Source organism: Blautia sp. An81 (assembly GCF_002161285.1).
Taxonomy (GTDB): domain Bacteria; phylum Bacillota; class Clostridia; order Lachnospirales; family Lachnospiraceae; genus Blautia; species Blautia ornithocaccae.
Genome location: NZ_NFHH01000026.1, coordinates 23,258 through 38,061 on the forward strand (window position 1 = coordinate 23,258; position 14,804 = coordinate 38,061).

General features: G+C 45.8%; 15 protein-coding genes and 1 pseudogene. 15 read left to right on the forward strand and 1 reads right to left on the reverse strand.

The genetic code is table 11. From position 1 onward, the window contains the following. Window position 1: 1 nt before the first annotated feature. The 11 genes from cobT (at window position 2) to B5G33_RS17160 (ending at window position 10,213) form a co-directional block, all read left to right on the forward strand. Entirely contained in the window at window positions 2-1,051 is a 1,050-nt protein-coding gene (cobT, locus tag B5G33_RS17110; protein ID WP_087418498.1) for a nicotinate-nucleotide--dimethylbenzimidazole phosphoribosyltransferase, read from the forward strand. Window positions 1,052-1,139: 88 nt separating this feature from the next. After that, window positions 1,140-1,679 carry a bifunctional adenosylcobinamide kinase/adenosylcobinamide-phosphate guanylyltransferase gene (locus B5G33_RS17115; protein ID WP_087274082.1) on the forward strand — a complete coding sequence of 180 codons (540 nt, stop codon included), beginning with the start codon at window positions 1,140-1,142 and terminating at the stop codon, window positions 1,677-1,679. Further along, complete coding sequence (locus tag B5G33_RS17120) at window positions 1,676-2,449, forward strand: adenosylcobinamide-GDP ribazoletransferase (protein ID WP_087418499.1); 774 nt, start codon at window positions 1,676-1,678, stop codon at window positions 2,447-2,449. Before B5G33_RS17115 ends, B5G33_RS17120 begins: the two co-directional genes overlap by 4 nt. Next, a complete protein-coding gene (locus B5G33_RS17125; RefSeq protein ID WP_087274086.1) occupies window positions 2,434-2,820 on the forward strand; it encodes a bifunctional adenosylcobinamide kinase/adenosylcobinamide-phosphate guanylyltransferase in 387 nt (128 codons plus the stop codon). The genes B5G33_RS17120 and B5G33_RS17125 overlap by 16 nt, the downstream gene beginning before the upstream one ends. Further along, the gene (locus B5G33_RS17130; protein WP_087274088.1) at window positions 2,813-3,418 is read left to right on the forward strand and encodes a histidine phosphatase family protein; all 606 of its coding nucleotides are present in this window, start codon (window positions 2,813-2,815) and stop codon (window positions 3,416-3,418) included. Before B5G33_RS17125 ends, B5G33_RS17130 begins: the two co-directional genes overlap by 8 nt. After that, window positions 3,411-4,391 carry an adenosylcobinamide-phosphate synthase CbiB gene (gene cbiB / locus B5G33_RS17135; RefSeq protein ID WP_087418500.1) on the forward strand — a complete coding sequence of 327 codons (981 nt, stop codon included), beginning with the start codon at window positions 3,411-3,413 and terminating at the stop codon, window positions 4,389-4,391. The genes B5G33_RS17130 and cbiB overlap by 8 nt, the downstream gene beginning before the upstream one ends. Window positions 4,392-4,401: 10 nt before the next feature. Further along, the gene (locus B5G33_RS17140) at window positions 4,402-5,445 is read left to right on the forward strand and encodes a pyridoxal phosphate-dependent aminotransferase (protein ID WP_087418501.1); all 1,044 of its coding nucleotides are present in this window, start codon (window positions 4,402-4,404) and stop codon (window positions 5,443-5,445) included. A gap of 19 nt (window positions 5,446-5,464) precedes the next feature. After that, window positions 5,465-6,973 (forward strand): cobyric acid synthase, encoded by a 1,509-nt coding sequence (locus B5G33_RS17145; protein WP_087418502.1) that lies wholly within the window; start codon window positions 5,465-5,467, stop codon window positions 6,971-6,973. Between the two features lie 29 nt (window positions 6,974-7,002). Continuing rightward, entirely contained in the window at window positions 7,003-7,653 is a 651-nt protein-coding gene (locus B5G33_RS17150) for a precorrin-8X methylmutase (protein ID WP_087418503.1), read from the forward strand. A gap of 21 nt (window positions 7,654-7,674) precedes the next feature. Next, on the forward strand, window positions 7,675-9,042 hold the full coding sequence (locus B5G33_RS17155) for a zinc ribbon domain-containing protein (protein ID WP_087418504.1): 1,368 nt from the start codon (window positions 7,675-7,677) through the stop codon (window positions 9,040-9,042). A 388-nt stretch (window positions 9,043-9,430) separates the two neighbouring features. Continuing rightward, window positions 9,431-10,213 carry a GNAT family N-acetyltransferase gene (locus tag B5G33_RS17160; RefSeq protein ID WP_087418505.1) on the forward strand — a complete coding sequence of 261 codons (783 nt, stop codon included), beginning with the start codon at window positions 9,431-9,433 and terminating at the stop codon, window positions 10,211-10,213. A 57-nt stretch (window positions 10,214-10,270) separates the two neighbouring features. On the opposite strand, the gene B5G33_RS17165 is transcribed toward B5G33_RS17160, so the two are convergent. Then, entirely contained in the window at window positions 10,271-10,690 is a 420-nt protein-coding gene (locus B5G33_RS17165; RefSeq protein ID WP_087274103.1) for a PPC domain-containing DNA-binding protein, read from the reverse strand. Between the two features lie 170 nt (window positions 10,691-10,860). On the opposite strand from B5G33_RS17165, the gene B5G33_RS17170 reads away from it, so the two are divergent. The 4 genes and pseudogenes from B5G33_RS17170 to B5G33_RS22445 all read left to right on the forward strand — a co-directional run bounded on the left by B5G33_RS17170 (window position 10,861) and on the right by B5G33_RS22445 (window position 14,796). Next, entirely contained in the window at window positions 10,861-11,463 is a 603-nt protein-coding gene (locus B5G33_RS17170; protein WP_087418512.1) for a DNA-3-methyladenine glycosylase I, read from the forward strand. Between the two features lie 59 nt (window positions 11,464-11,522). After that, on the forward strand, window positions 11,523-11,981 hold the full coding sequence (locus B5G33_RS17175; RefSeq protein WP_087418506.1) for a GNAT family N-acetyltransferase: 459 nt from the start codon (window positions 11,523-11,525) through the stop codon (window positions 11,979-11,981). Between the two features lie 411 nt (window positions 11,982-12,392). Then, window positions 12,393-13,283 (forward strand): annotated as a pseudogene (locus tag B5G33_RS17180) (DUF362 domain-containing protein). Between the two features lie 202 nt (window positions 13,284-13,485). Further along, window positions 13,486-14,796 carry a GNAT family N-acetyltransferase gene (locus tag B5G33_RS22445; protein ID WP_330396728.1) on the forward strand — a complete coding sequence of 437 codons (1,311 nt, stop codon included), beginning with the start codon at window positions 13,486-13,488 and terminating at the stop codon, window positions 14,794-14,796. Window positions 14,797-14,804: the final 8 nt, after the last annotated feature.

The window sequence follows — 14,804 nt, forward strand, 5'->3', positions numbered from 1 at the left end:
TATGAATTTACAGGAAGCAGTCAATGGAATCCAGCCTTTAGATGAAAAGGCTATGGAACAGGCAAGAGAGCATTGGGACAGTATCGCCCATCCTCTCCACAGTCTTGGAAAGCTGGAGGATATGGTGGTACAGATTGCAGGAATCACCGGAGATCCCAGAGTACATACAGAAAAAAGGGTTCTGGTTCCCATGTGTGCAGATAACGGAGTTGTAGAGGAAGGGGTCACCCAGACCGGCCAGGAAATCACAGCTCTGGTAGCAGAAAGCTTCCTTCAGACAAAGGCGGCCTCCAGTATTATGTGCAGAACCGTAAACTGCGATATTTTCCCAGTTGATGTGGGAGTGGCCACAGAGGTCAGCATTCTCAACAGGAAAATTGCCTACGGCACAAAAAATATGGCCAAGGAACCGGCTATGACCAGAGAACAGGCTATCCAGGCTGTGGAGACAGGTATTGAAGTGGCCTGTATGATGAAAGAAAAAGGCTACCAGATCATGGCTACCGGAGAGATGGGAATTGGAAATACCACTACCAGCAGTGCCATTGCTTCTGTACTCCTGGACCTTCCGGTAGAGAAGATGACAGGCAGAGGAGCCGGGCTTTCCACAGAAGGGTTTAACCGGAAGATACAGGTGATCAAAGAGGCTATTGCCCTTCATAAACCAGATAAAGAAGACCCTATAGATGTTCTGGCAAAAGTGGGAGGCTTTGATATCGGTGGGATCGCAGGGCTGTTCCTGGGAGGAGCTGCCTGTCATATGCCTGTGGTCATTGACGGAGTAATCTCTGCCACAGGAGCAGTTCTGGCGGCTGCTTTATGCCCCCAGGCAAAAGATTACATGCTGGCTTCTCATGTATCCAAAGAGCCGGCAGGAGAACTGATCTTAAAAGCCCTGGGAAAAGAAGCGCCTCTTCACTGCGACATGTGCCTGGGAGAAGGAACTGGAGCCTTAAATCTCTTCCCTCTTCTGGATACCGGCCTGGCCGTTTATCACGGCATGAGCGATTTCGGAAACTTCGGCATGGAAGCATACCAGCACCTGGAATGAGAATGGGGATCATGATTGCGGGAGTGCCTGGCACGTAGCAATCCGGGGCTTTTATAAAAACACCCAAAGTACACAGGAGGTTTAGGATATGGTTACACTGATAACCGGAGGCAGCGGCAGCGGGAAGTCTGCCTATGCGGAAAGCGTCATTACCGGATTCGGGGAACATGAGCGGATCTATATCGCCACGATGTATCCCTTTGATGAAGAAAGCCATGAGCGTATCCGCCGTCATCGGAAAATGCGAGGGAAAAAAAACTTCCAGACGCTGGAATGTTATACAGGCTTAAAAAATCTCCAGGTTCCGCCAGGCTCCTGTGTACTGCTGGAATGTATGTCCAACCTGGTGGCAAATGAAATGTATCAGGAACAGGGAGCAGGAGAAAATACAGTGGAGGAAATCTTAAAAGGGGTCTCTTCTCTGGCAGAGCAGGCCGGAGAACTGGTGGTGGTGACCAATGAGATTTTTTCCGACGGAATCCAGTATTCACCAGAGACCAGACAGTATCAGGCCTATCTGGGGCAGATCAATCAGGAGATCGCCAGGATGGCGGTCAATGTAACAGAGGTGGTTTATGGAATCCCCCTGTGTCATAAAAACGAGAGAAAAGAAGGACAGAAAATATGAAAACATGGTGGAATAGTTTTAAAATCGCCTTTTCAATGTATTCCAAAGTTCCAATGCCGAAAAGCGACTGGACGAAAGAAAATATGCGGTACATCATGTGCTTTTTTCCCCTGATCGGAGTGATCATCGGAGGAGTCACCTGGATTTGGGGATACTGGGGGTCTCAGATTACACAGAGCCATACCTTTTATTCTATTGTGCTGGTGCTGATACCTGTGATCATCTCCGGAGGAATTCATCTGGATGGGCTTCTGGACACATCAGACGCCCTTCACTCCTATCAGCCAAGAGAGAGAAAGCTGGAGATCCTTAAAGATTCCCATGCAGGAGCCTTTGCCATTATCACCGCAGTAATCTATTTTCTTTTTTATCTGGGAGTCTACAGCGAGATGACTTTGAAGGCTCTGCCGGTGGTATGTATTGGATTTATTTTGTCCAGGGCAATGGGAGGATTCTCCATTGCTGCTTTTCCTATGGCAAAAAATACGGGACTGGCTGCTACCTTTTCCGATGGGGCTCAGAAAACCTGTGTGAAGATTTTTTCACTGGTTTACGTAGTAATCTGTGCAGTTCTTATGCTGGCTTATGAGCCGGTGATCGGAGGCTGCGTTCTTCTAGGAGCGGCTCTGGAATATCTGTATTATTATAAAATGTCTCAGAAAGAATTTGGCGGCATTACCGGAGATCTGGCAGGATTTCATATGCAGGTCTGTGAGCTGGTGATCGCTTTTGGCGCAGTGATAGGAGAGAAATTATGCGGTTGGTTATAGGCGGAGCCTTTCAAGGGAAAAAAGACTATGTAAAACAGACCTTCCACCTGGAAGACGCGGAGATGAAGGACGGGGCCACGGCTTCCTATGAGGACATTTTTCACTGTCCCTGTCTCTATCATTTCCATGAATGGATCCGGAAAGGATTAGAGGAAAACTGGAATCTAGACAATCTGGAAGGAGAACTTCTGGAAAAAAATCCGGAGATCATCCTGGTATCCAATGAACTGGGATATGGGGTAGTTCCTATAGAAGCCTTTGACAGGAATTACCGGGAGACAACAGGGAGAGTATGTACCAGGATCGCACAGAAAAGCAGCCAGGTGATCCGGATAGTCTGCGGAATTGGGACGGTGATCAAAGATGCTTAAGATTTATCTTATCCGTCATGGAAAGACCCAGGGCAATCTTTCCGGAAAATATATCGGTTCCAGAACAGATGAACCTCTCTGCGAAGAAGGAATCCGGGAACTGAAAGGGAAAACCTATCCCCAGGCTCAGATTCTTTTCGTAAGCCCTATGAAACGCTGTATCCAGACTGCAGAGCTTCTGTATCCCGGCCTGGAACAGAGAAAAATTCCTCTTTTGCAGGAATGTGACTTCGGTGATTTTGAGAACAAAAACTATAAAGAGCTGTCGGGAAATCCGGACTATCAGGCCTGGATCGACAGCGGCGGCACCCTTCCCTTTCCGGGAGGAGAGGATTCTGAGGAATTTCGTTCCAGGTGCCGCAGAGGCTTTCTCCAGTGTGTGGAGACGGCCTTTTCCCTGGGAAGCCCTGAAACGGCTATTGTGGCTCATGGGGGTACGATCATGAGTATTTTAAGCGCTTATGGCCGGCCTTCCCGGGATTATTTTGACTGGCAGATAAAAAACGGAGAATATTATGCGCTGACCTTGGAGGAGGAATCCTGGAAAAAGGACAGAAGTGTAGTCTTCGCTGAGAAAGGATTATGGACAGATGTTTAAATGGACACCACTGGCCCTGGTTCTGGGCTTTATCATAGATTTGTTTCTGGGAGATCCCCGTTGGCTGTACCACCCGGTACGGGTTATCGGTCTGGAGATTAGTTTTCTGGAAAAGAAGCTGAGAGGAATTTTTCCAAAAACACCAAAGGGAGAACGGCAGGCAGGGCTTCTCATGGTAATCCTTCTGTGTATCCTGGGCTTTGCAATCCCGGCGGGAATCCTTTTCCTGGCCTATAAGATCCATACAGTGCTGGGAATCCTTCTGGAAACCTTTATGTGCTACCAGATGCTGGCGGCCAGATCTCTGAAGGAGGAAAGCATGAAGGTATACCGGGAACTGAAAAAAGGAGATCTGGAAGGTTCCAGATATGCAGTTTCCATGATCGTGGGCAGGGACACCCAGAACCTTACCTTTGAAGGCGTGACCAAGGCAGCGGTGGAAACCGTAGCAGAGAATACCTCAGACGGAGAAATTGCTCCCCTGTTTTATATGGCTTTGGGAGGGCCGCCTCTTCTCTATCTGTATAAAACTGTGAATACCATGGATTCCATGGTGGGATATAAAAATGACAAGTATCTGAACTTTGGCAGATACGGAGCCAAACTGGATGATATAGTAAATTACATTCCCGCCAGGCTCTCAGCTCTGCTGCTGATCGGGGCAGCCTTTCTGGCAGGAATGGACGGGAAAAATGCCTGGAAGATTTTTAAAAGAGACAGGTATAACCATGCAAGCCCTAATTCCGCCCAGACAGAGGCGGCTATGGCAGGAGCTCTGAATATACAGCTTGCAGGAAATGCATATTATTTCGGAAAGCTGTATGAGAAGCCTACTCTGGGAGATCCCAAAAGGCCTGTGGAGTTTGAAGACATTCCCCGGGCAAACCGGCTTTTATATATAAGCGCTTTATTAGGTACGGTGATCTTTGCAGGAATCCGGCTGGCAATAATGGGAATCTTTTCCCTGGTTTAGAGGTGAGACAATGACAGAGATACACAAACACGGAGGAGACATTTACCGGCATAAAAATGTTCTGGATTTTTCTTCTAACTGTAATCCTTACGGAACTCCCGATGGGGTAAAAAAAGCAGGTGCGGCGGCTATGGCCCAGGTCTGCCACTATCCGGATGTGGAGTGTGAAGAACTGCGCCGGGCCCTGGAAAAGGCAGAAGGAGTTCCTATGGAATCCATTATCTGCGGAAACGGAGCTGCGGATCTGATCTTTGGTCTGGTATTGGCAGTAAAACCCAGGAAAGCGCTCCTTCCTGCGCCCACTTTTGCAGAATATGAACAGGCTTTGAATGCCTGGGGATGCCAGACGGAATACTGTTTTCTTTCAGAAGAGAAGGGGTTTTGCCCTGGAGAGGAGTTTTTAGATGCCATCCGGCAGGATATGGATATGGTGTTTTTCTGCAATCCAAACAACCCTACCGGAGTGGCGGCAGAACCGGAGTATCTGAAAAGACTGGCAGAGCGATGCCGGCAGATGGGTGCCTTCCTGGTGCTGGACGAATGCTTTGAAGACTTTCTGGAGGAGCCGGAGAAATACTCCATGAAAGGATATCTGAAAGCATATCCCCGGATGTTTCTGCTGAAGGCATTTACAAAGAAATACGCCATGGCGGGAATCCGGCTGGGCTATGGCTTCTGCGGAAGCTCTGAGACTTTGGAACAGATGAAAGCTGTCATGCAGCCCTGGAATGTTTCTGTAGTTGCCCAGGAAGCAGGGATCGCCGCTCTGAAAGAAGAGACATATGTGAAAGAGTCTATGGCAAAAATCCGAAAGGAGAGGGAAAAACTTCTGGAGGGTATGGGGAAACAGGGATTTTTCACATTTGCCTCAGAGGCGAATTATATCTTTTTTAAAGGCCCTTGGAATCTTCAGGAAAAGTGCCTGGACAAAGGAATCTATATCCGGGACTGCAGCAATTACCGGGGACTGAAAAAAGGCTATTACCGGGTGGCTGTCCGGACAAAAGAGGAGAACCAGAAGCTTTTGGAAGTTCTGGACCAAATTATAAAATAGACAAAAAGAGGGAAGGATTATGGCAAAAGCAATTATGATACAGGGGACTATGTCCAATGCAGGAAAAAGCCTGCTGGCGGCAGGTCTTTGCAGGATTTTTAAACAGGACGGATATAAGGTAGCCCCTTTTAAATCTCAGAATATGGCTCTGAATTCTTTTATTACCCAGGAGGGACTGGAAATGGGAAGAGCCCAGGTCATGCAGGCAGAGGCTGCAGGGATCAGTCCCTCCGTGCTGATGAATCCCATACTGCTGAAACCTACCAATGATGTGGGGAGCCAGGTGATCGTAAACGGAGAGGTCCTGGGGACTATGAGCGCCAGGGACTATTTTAAGTATAAAAAGCAGCTTGTGCCAAAAGTTATGGAAGCTTATGAAAAACTGGCTGAAGAATATGATATCATTGTCATAGAAGGAGCGGGAAGTCCTGCAGAGATCAATCTGAAGGAAGAGGATATCGTCAATATGGGTATGGCCAAAATGGCAAAGGCGCCGGTGCTCCTGGTGGGAGATATTGACCGTGGAGGGGTTTTCGCCCAGCTGATGGGAACCATTATGCTTCTGGAACCGGAAGAGCAGAAGATGGTAAAGGGCATGATCATTAACAAATTCCGTGGCGATAAGACCATACTGGATCCCGGCGTAGAAATGCTGGAAGAGAGGACCAATATTCCAGTTGTGGGAGTGGCCCCCTATATGGAGCTGGAAGTAGAAGATGAGGACAGTCTGACAGAACGGTTCTCCGGAAACCAGGAAGTAGGCCTTATCGATATCGCCGTGATCCGGGTGCCAAGAATCTCCAATTTTACAGATTTCAATGCTCTGGAGGTGATTCCGGGAGTTTCTCTCCGGTATGTGCGCCATGTCCAGGAGCTGAAAAATCCAGATATGATCATTCTTCCTGGAACCAAGAATACCATGGAAGACCTGCTGTGGATGCGGCAGAACGGCCTGGAGGCAGCTGTGCTGAAGAAAGCTGCTGAGGGAAAGATCATTTTCGGCGTATGCGGAGGTTACCAGATGCTGGGAGAGACTTTGTCAGACCCGGAGCACGTAGAGGCCGGAGGAGAGATCAAAGGCATGGGACTTCTGCCTATGGATACCGTGTTCAGAGAAGGGAAGACCAGAACCCGTGTGGAAGGAACTTTTGGCCAGGTACAGGGACCTCTCCATACATTGACAGGAGTGAATCTGGAAGGCTATGAAATCCATATGGGAGAGACAAAGCTCCATGAGAACGTTGAGAGTTTTACCAGGATCACTGATACGGTAAAGAATGAAACTAAAGCAGACGGAGCCTTTTATAACAATGTATATGGCTCCTATGTACATGGTATCTTTGACAAGGAAGAAGTGGCCAAGAAAGTAGTAGAAGCCATAGGAGAAATTAAGGGACTGGATGTTTCTTCTATGACAGGAGTGGACTTCGCAAGTTTTAAAGAAACGCAGTATGACCTGCTGGCTCAGGGCCTCAGGGAACACTTAGATATGAAAAAGATCTATCAGATCCTGGAAGAAGGAATCTGACAGGAGCAGAAAAAACAGGAGATGGCAGTATGAAAGTAGAACTGGAAAATGTAAAACCAAAAGAAATAGAGACCAGAAGCTTTGAGATCATTACCCAGGAGCTGGGGGATAAGAAGCTGATTCCGGGAACCGAGCTGATCGTAAAGCGCTGTATCCATACCAGCGCAGATTTCGATTATGCAGATAATCTCTGCTTCTCAGAAGGGGCAGTGGAAAAAGCCATAGAAGCCATTAAAAAAGGGGCCTGTATCGTGACAGATACGCAGATGGCAAAAGCCGGGATCAATAAAAAGGCACTGCAGAAATATGGAGGAGAGGTTTACTGTTTTATGTCCGATGAAGATGTGGCCGCTGCTGCAAAAGAACAGGGATGTACCAGAGCAACTGCCTGCATCGACAAAGCTGCGGCCCTTGGAAAGCCGGTAATCTTTGCTATCGGAAATGCCCCTACAGCTCTGGTGCGTCTTTATGAGCTTATACAGGAGAAAAAAATTTCTCCATATTTGATCATAGGGGTTCCAGTAGGCTTTGTAAATGTGGTACAATCAAAAGAAATGATTATGGATACAGAGGTTCCCTATATTGTAGCCAGTGGAAGAAAGGGCGGAAGCAATATTGCCGCCTGTATCTGTAACGCATTGCTTTACATGATTGATAATGAGCGAGATTACTGGAAGTAAAATTGCCGGGAAGGAATTTGTATGAAGTGCGAAAGATGCGGAAAGGAACTTTCTGATATTGACTTATACTGCAGCAGATGCGGTAAGGCCGTTTTTCCAGAGTACATGGACGAGGAAGATATATGGGCCTATTATAAGTCAGATGAAGAGCTGGAACAAATCTTAAAGGCAGAGAAAGAACAGAATGGGGCTTCTCAGAAGAATGTTTCGGATGGAGAAACTTCGGAACCAGAAGAAAAAGAGAGAATTTCGGAACAGGAAGATTCTGAAGATGGGGTTTCTGAGATAAAGAGTGCTAAAGCAGAGGAATCTGAGTCCAAGGCTTTTGAACCAGAGGAGGCTGCGGCGAAGGATTCTGAGACAGAAAATATAGAGCAGGAAAATTCTGAAAGGGAAAATTCTGCCCTGAGTCCAGAGAATGGACTTTTAGAAGAAGATTTTCAGGCAGAAAACTCCGAAAGGGAGATTTCAGAAGAGGAGGCTTCCCAAGAGGAAGTTTCTGGGGAAGATTTTCCCTCAGAAGAACTTACGGAAGAAGCAGGCCTGGAAGAACAAAGCTTTGTTCAGGAAATAGAGAGTCCAGAAGATAAACTGTCTTCCTCAGATGAAGGAGATCTGCCAGAGGAAACTCTGGAATCTCAAGAGACAACGGAGTTGGAATCAGAGTCTGACTTTGACGAGGAAGAGGACGAAGATGAGGATGAAGAAGAGGCAGAAGAGAAAGAACCGCTGACGCCGGAGAAGAAGAGAGCCAGGCGATATACGGCTCTTCTGGCAGGTTTTTTTCTCCTTCTGTGTCTGGCAGCAGGTATCATTCTGGGAATCCGCAGAATGAATCATCTGGAGACATTGGAAAGAGAGTATACTCAGAAACTGGAAGATAGAACCGAAACAGAGCCTACGGCTGCTGATACTGGAAATATCCGTCTCCTTTCAGAAGAAGCAGATCTTTCCCAGTATACAAAGCTGCAGCCCGCATCTGCTCAGGCAGATTCCCAGAAACAGTCAGAGGAAGAAGACTATAGCGGAAGCCGTCTTATAGACGGAGATCCGGCAACTTCCTGGCAGGAAGGAGAAGAAGGCACCGGAGAGGGAAAAGGAGTTACCCTGACCCTGGACGGCAGTCATCAGATCCGTTATCTTGCTCTCTATCTTGGCAACTGGAAAAGTGACGAGCTGTGGAACTATAATGCCCGTCCCCAGTCCCTGGCCGTTCAGGTGGGAGAGGGAGAAGAGGAAGTCCTGGAATTTCCAGATGAGAAAAAAGTCTTTTACCTGGCACTTCAGGAACCGGTGGAGACTTCTGAGATAAAGATACGGATACAGTCTTCTTATGAAGGTGAGAGATGGGAGGACAACTGTATCTCAGAGATAGAAGTTTATGAATGATGCCCATTTTAAGGAATTGCTGTATAAAGAGCTGTCGCATGAAACCTATGGAGAATATTTATACCTGTGTTTTTATGCGGCAGCTCTTGGTATTTTTCTGTGAACGGTTATCATGGAAAATACTTGTATTATAACCGTAGCTTTTAGGTCTCTAGTACGGTTGTGATATAAGAAATTGGTTTTAAGCCGTAGTTTTATGGTCTACAGTACGGTTATATAAGAAAAACCAGGTGTGCAACCGTAATAAACTGGCTAAAGGAACGGTTGTATAAGAGAATCCAGATTATGAAACCGTAATTGTATACGAAAAAGGACGGTTACATCATCGGAAATGTATTTTGGACCGTTTTTCCGTTGAAAAATATAGTTTAGCCGAGAGGAGAAGGAAATGACAAATCAGGAAATAATGAAGACTGCCATGGAGCAGTCTGGAGCAGATTTAAACTGTAAGGCAGAAGATTTTTTAAAAAAGGAACCGGTTGTGGTCAGCGGGGGTCTAGGACCAGGAGCCAAGAAATATTATCAGGAGCCGGTTTCTGCCAATTTGGTATCATATGGAAATAATATTGTTGCTTCTGTGAAAGAAGAGTATCGGGAGCTTATATGGGAGTATATCCATAGATTTACATTTTACCATTGTTTTGAGACCCCCAATATGCACTGGCTGGAGGACAGACTTAGAAAAGAAGGGCAGAGGGTCTGCTTTATGGCGGAATATTATCTGCCGGATGTGGAAAAGGTGAAGCCCCTTCCCTGCAGCTGCTCCCTGAAAATTTTACACAGAGAGGACTTTGAGGAGCTTTACAGACCAGAATGGAGCAATGCTCTGTGCAGGGAAAGGAAACACCTGGATGTCCTTGGAGTAGGGGCATATGACGGCAAAAAGCTGGTTGGACTGGCAGGGTGCTCTGCTGACTGCGACAAAATGTGGCAGATTGGTGTAGACGTACTGCAAGAGTACCGCAGGGCAGGAATCGCCTCTGCACTGACCAGCAGACTGGCTGTTGAGATACTGGAGCGGGGCAAGGTGCCTTTTTACTGCTCTGCCTGGTCTAATATCCGCTCTGTGAGAAACGGGATAAAAAGCGGATTTATTCCTGCCTGGGTGGAGATGACAGTGAAACCGGCCAAGATCGTTCAGGATATGAACGAAATTACTCTGCTGTCTTAATGCGTTCCACAACAGACTGGCTGAAAACAGTTTGTCACATCCTTTATACCAGGATATTTAAAACTTAAATAAATTCAGCCCGATTTCTTCATTGTAAGCCCTGTCCACAGTTCCCTCAATGAGAGTTATGACCATTTCACAGGTGGCGCTGACCATAGCCTGGTTCAGATGACCACCGAAGACTTCTCCCTTATCATTTCCTGCGCTCATATGTAAATGGCAGTAAAATTCACCGTCCATAGTGTTGATAGTTCCGGTAAGAGATACGATTTCGAAACTGCCGCTGAAATGATTGGAATAATATTTTTTCTCGTCAGTTTTAAAAACTCCTACAGTAAAATCATTGATGGCGCCCAAAGCCTGGATGCTTGCCAGCTTTATATTTTCTTTCAGAGCGATTTCTTTTACCTGTTCCAGGATTTCTTCTCCTTTATCGATTCTTGCGATCAAAGTGTTTCCAAATTTTCTGTATTCCATAATATAAGTACCTCCCAGATTTATATAGTTAATCATACAGTCTGAGGAAAACGATTGTCAAGAACTGGATTTCATAGGAAAGAAAGTCCGTATATTTTATGACTTTTATGACAGATTGTGATATGATTTATGAAAATACACTGAGGGTACAGTATGTAGAGGGAAATATTATGAACAGATGTAAATGGTGTCTTTGTAATGAGAAAATGATGCGTTACCATGATGAAGAATGGGGCGTCCCTCTGTGGGACGATCAAAAACAGTTCGAATTTCTGATGATGGAAGTCATGCAGTGCGGTCTGAACTGGAATATGATGATTCAGAAGCGGGAGATTTTCCGACAGTGTTTTGAGGAGTTTGACTTTGACAAGGTGGCGGAGTATGGAGAGGAGGATATTGAAAGGATTCTGAATACCGAAGGCATGATCCACTCAAGAAGAAAAATTGAAGCAGTGATACACAATGCCAGGTGTTTCCAGGAAATCCGTAAAGAATGGGGTTCTTTCAGCAAATATATCTGGAGTTTTACCAAAGGAAAAACTTATCTCTATACCGGACATCAGAAAGGAGAGATTCCAGCAAGAAACGGCCTGTCTGACAGAGTCAGCAGTGATCTGAAAAAGCGGGGCATGAAATATATGGGGTCTGTTACGGTATATTCTCATTTACAGGCCTGCGGGATTATTAATGATCACCTGGATACCTGCTTTCGGTTTCCAGAGCTGATGGAACTGTCAGACGCAGTCAAAAAAAGAAGAGAGAAAGAGCAGTAAAGGAAATCTAGGCTCTTACTCAGAGAGTAGAAACGAAAAAGCAGGAAGAGGTGGCAGAGATGGAAATACGAGACATGGAAAGTAAAGACTACCCGGAAATTGACAGGCTTATGAAGGAACTTCATGAGCTTCATGTAAAAGGCAGGCCGGACCTGTATACAGAGCTGGAACACCCCTATTCCAGAGAAGAATTTGAAAAGATTGTAAGCAATCCGGGAATTATTGCCATACTTGCTGAAGAAAAAAGTGTGGTAATCGGTCTTTGTATAGGAACTCTACGGAAGAAAAGCGGTATGGTGGAGATGAAGACCATGTATATAGAGGACCTGATTGTAGACAGAAATTTTCGGGGAAAAGGGATTGCCTCACAGCTTTATGAAGAAATGGAAGAGAGAGGCAGAAATACCGGGGCAAAACGGCTGGACCTTATGGTATGGGAATTTAACAGCGACGCCAAAAGATTCTATGAGAAACAGGGAATGAGGCCTCAGAGATACATTTATGAAAAGGAATTGTAGCAGCGTATAAAAAAAGAACTTCAGAAAGACAAAAGACATGTCAGGTACTTTCTCCTGGGAATCGGGATTGGTATTCTGGTTCTGTTTATTGGTGCGATAACAGGAAGAGAAGGGGCAGAAGTCGGAGGGCTTTTTCTTACCGGGATTACGATCCTTGTTTTTCCTCTTACAACTCCGGAAACTGTAAAATGGCTGGGATATAAACGGGCAAAAGTTGTTGGGAGGATATTGGGAATTCTTGTGGCAGCAGCAGGAGGATTATTTCTGATATGATGGACTATTTTCAGAAAAACTCTTGACTTAGAGTTGACTTCAAGAGCTATGATACAAATAAATGATCATTCAGATTATACCGAAAGCTTTCCGGTATATTATGCTGAACCATCAAATACAAGAAAGAGAGGGAAAAATATGAAGGCAAAGGTTTACTTTACTAGAGAAATTACCCCTGAAAAGGTTGTAGAGATGTATCAGGCCCTTGGAGTGGAGCTGCCAGGAAAAGTGGCTGTGAAGGTCCATTCTGGAGAAAAGGGAAATCAAAATTTCCTCCGTCCGGAGTTTTGGCGGCCTATGGTTGAGAAAGTTCAGGGAACGATTGTGGAGTGCAACACTGCTTATGGTGACGCCAGCGGAGGTGTACGGGACCATACAGAGTCTCATCTGAAACTTTTGTAAGAGCACGGCTGGAATAAATACTTTGATGTAGATCTTATGGATGCCCAGGGACCGGATGTGATCTGGCCCATTCCAAATGGCAAAGTTCTCAAAGAAAACCACCTGGGTAAAAATATTATGAATTATGATTCTATGCTGGTCCTGGCCCATTTTAAAGGACACCCTATGGGCGGCTACGGCGGAGCTCTTAAACAGCTTTCTATTGGCTGCGCTTCAAGAGCCGGAAAGGCTCTGATCCATTCTGCCGGCAAGACCAATGACCGTTATGAGACATGGAAACAGCATGCCAGCAGCGTTGAATTTCCAGAGGCCATGGCTGACGCAGCGGCCAGTGTAGTGGAGCATTTTAAAGGCAGGACTGCTTTTATCAATGTAATGAAAAACCTTTCTGTGGACTGTGACTGCTGTGCAGTAGAGGAGGATCCCTGTATGAAAGATATCGGTATTCTGGCCTCCACAGATCCGGTTGCCATTGACCAGGCTTGTATGGATCTGGTAATTCATTCCGATGATCCCGGCAGGGACCACTTTATGGAACGTGTGAACAGCCGCAACGGAATCCATACCATTGAAGCTGCTGAGGATCTGGGAATCGGAACCAGGGAATATGAACTTATAGAACTTTAAAAACAGGATTCACCTGTCATTTTTATAAGAAGCCGTCCCTGATGCTTGATGGTCGTAAAACAGTGATATGTGAATTTTTTGGAACAGGCATGATCTCGGTCATGCCTGTTTCGCTTCTTTTTAAATTTTTATCTCGTTTTTTCATAGTAAATCTGGTATACTCTTGCCTGTGCGATATCAGTTTGAAAAACAGGAGGAATTTATGAAAATCATAGAAGTAAAAAACAGGACATCAGAGTTGATAAGCTGTCTTCTGGATGTATGGGAAGGATCTGTGAGAGCCACCCATCTGTTTCTGTCAGACAGAGAAATCAGGAATATCAAAGAATACGTTCCCCAGGCATTAAAGGGTGTTGGACATCTGGTGATCGCAGAGGATGAAGCAGGATGTCCGAAAGCTTTTATGGGAATTGAGGACGGTTCCCTGGAAATGCTGTTTGTTGCACCAGAGGAGAGGGGAAAAGGACTGGGAAAACGTCTGCTCCGATATGGGATTGAAAACTATGCCGTTGAACGGCTGGCTGTTAATGAACAGAACCCCCAGGCAAAAGGATTCTATGAACATATGGGTTTTCGTGTTTATAAAAGGACAGAACTGGATGAACAGGGAAATCCTTATCCGCTTTTATATATGAGCCGTACTGAGAAATCCTTGGAGACTATGAAAACCATACGTTTGCTTTATCCGGATCATGTCAGCGGGGGATTAGAGGCCTATTATTTTGGCGCACATCTTCTTACCCACATATTGCCTCAAAATGAACGGCAGCCTCTTGTGAAGGTCGACATTGCCCCGCCGGATCATAAAGAAAAAGAGGTTGAAGAAGGGATTTACGCCAGAGAAAAAGTACTTGCCGGGATTGAAGACGCTGCAAAGAAAATCGAGGGGGAGAAACCGGACAGGATCATTACCATAGGGGGAAATTGTATGGTTTCCCTTGCTCCATTTGATTATCTTCACGGAAAATATAAAGATACCGGTATCATATGGATCGACGCCCATCCGGATGTTTCCTCAGCAGAGGACGGATATCCCAACGCCCATGCAATGGTGCTGCGGACACTTCTGGGATATGGACCGGAAGTTCTTTCGGAAAGAATGCGGCATGGAAGTTTTGAACCGTCTCAGGTTCTATATATTGGGCTGCAGCCCCTCCATGATTATCAGGAGCGGTTTCTGAATGATATTGGAGTGGATTATAAGGTGCAGGAAGAGACTTTTGTGCCGGATCATGAAATTTTGGAGTTTGTAAAAAAGTTTGAACACATTCTGGTGCATTTGGATGTTGATGTGCTGGATGAGCATTTCTTCCACTCCACCTACTTTGCTGATCCGGAATTAACGGGAGACGGCTCCGGCGGCGGAAAGATGACTATAGAAAAGCTGACAGAGGTGTTAGGTCTCATTACAAAAAATGCAGATGTTGCCGGTTTCACCATTGCGGAATATCTTCCCTTTGATGAGTATAAGCTGCATAAGATGTTTTCGGGAATATCTCTGTTCATAGAATAACAGCTACA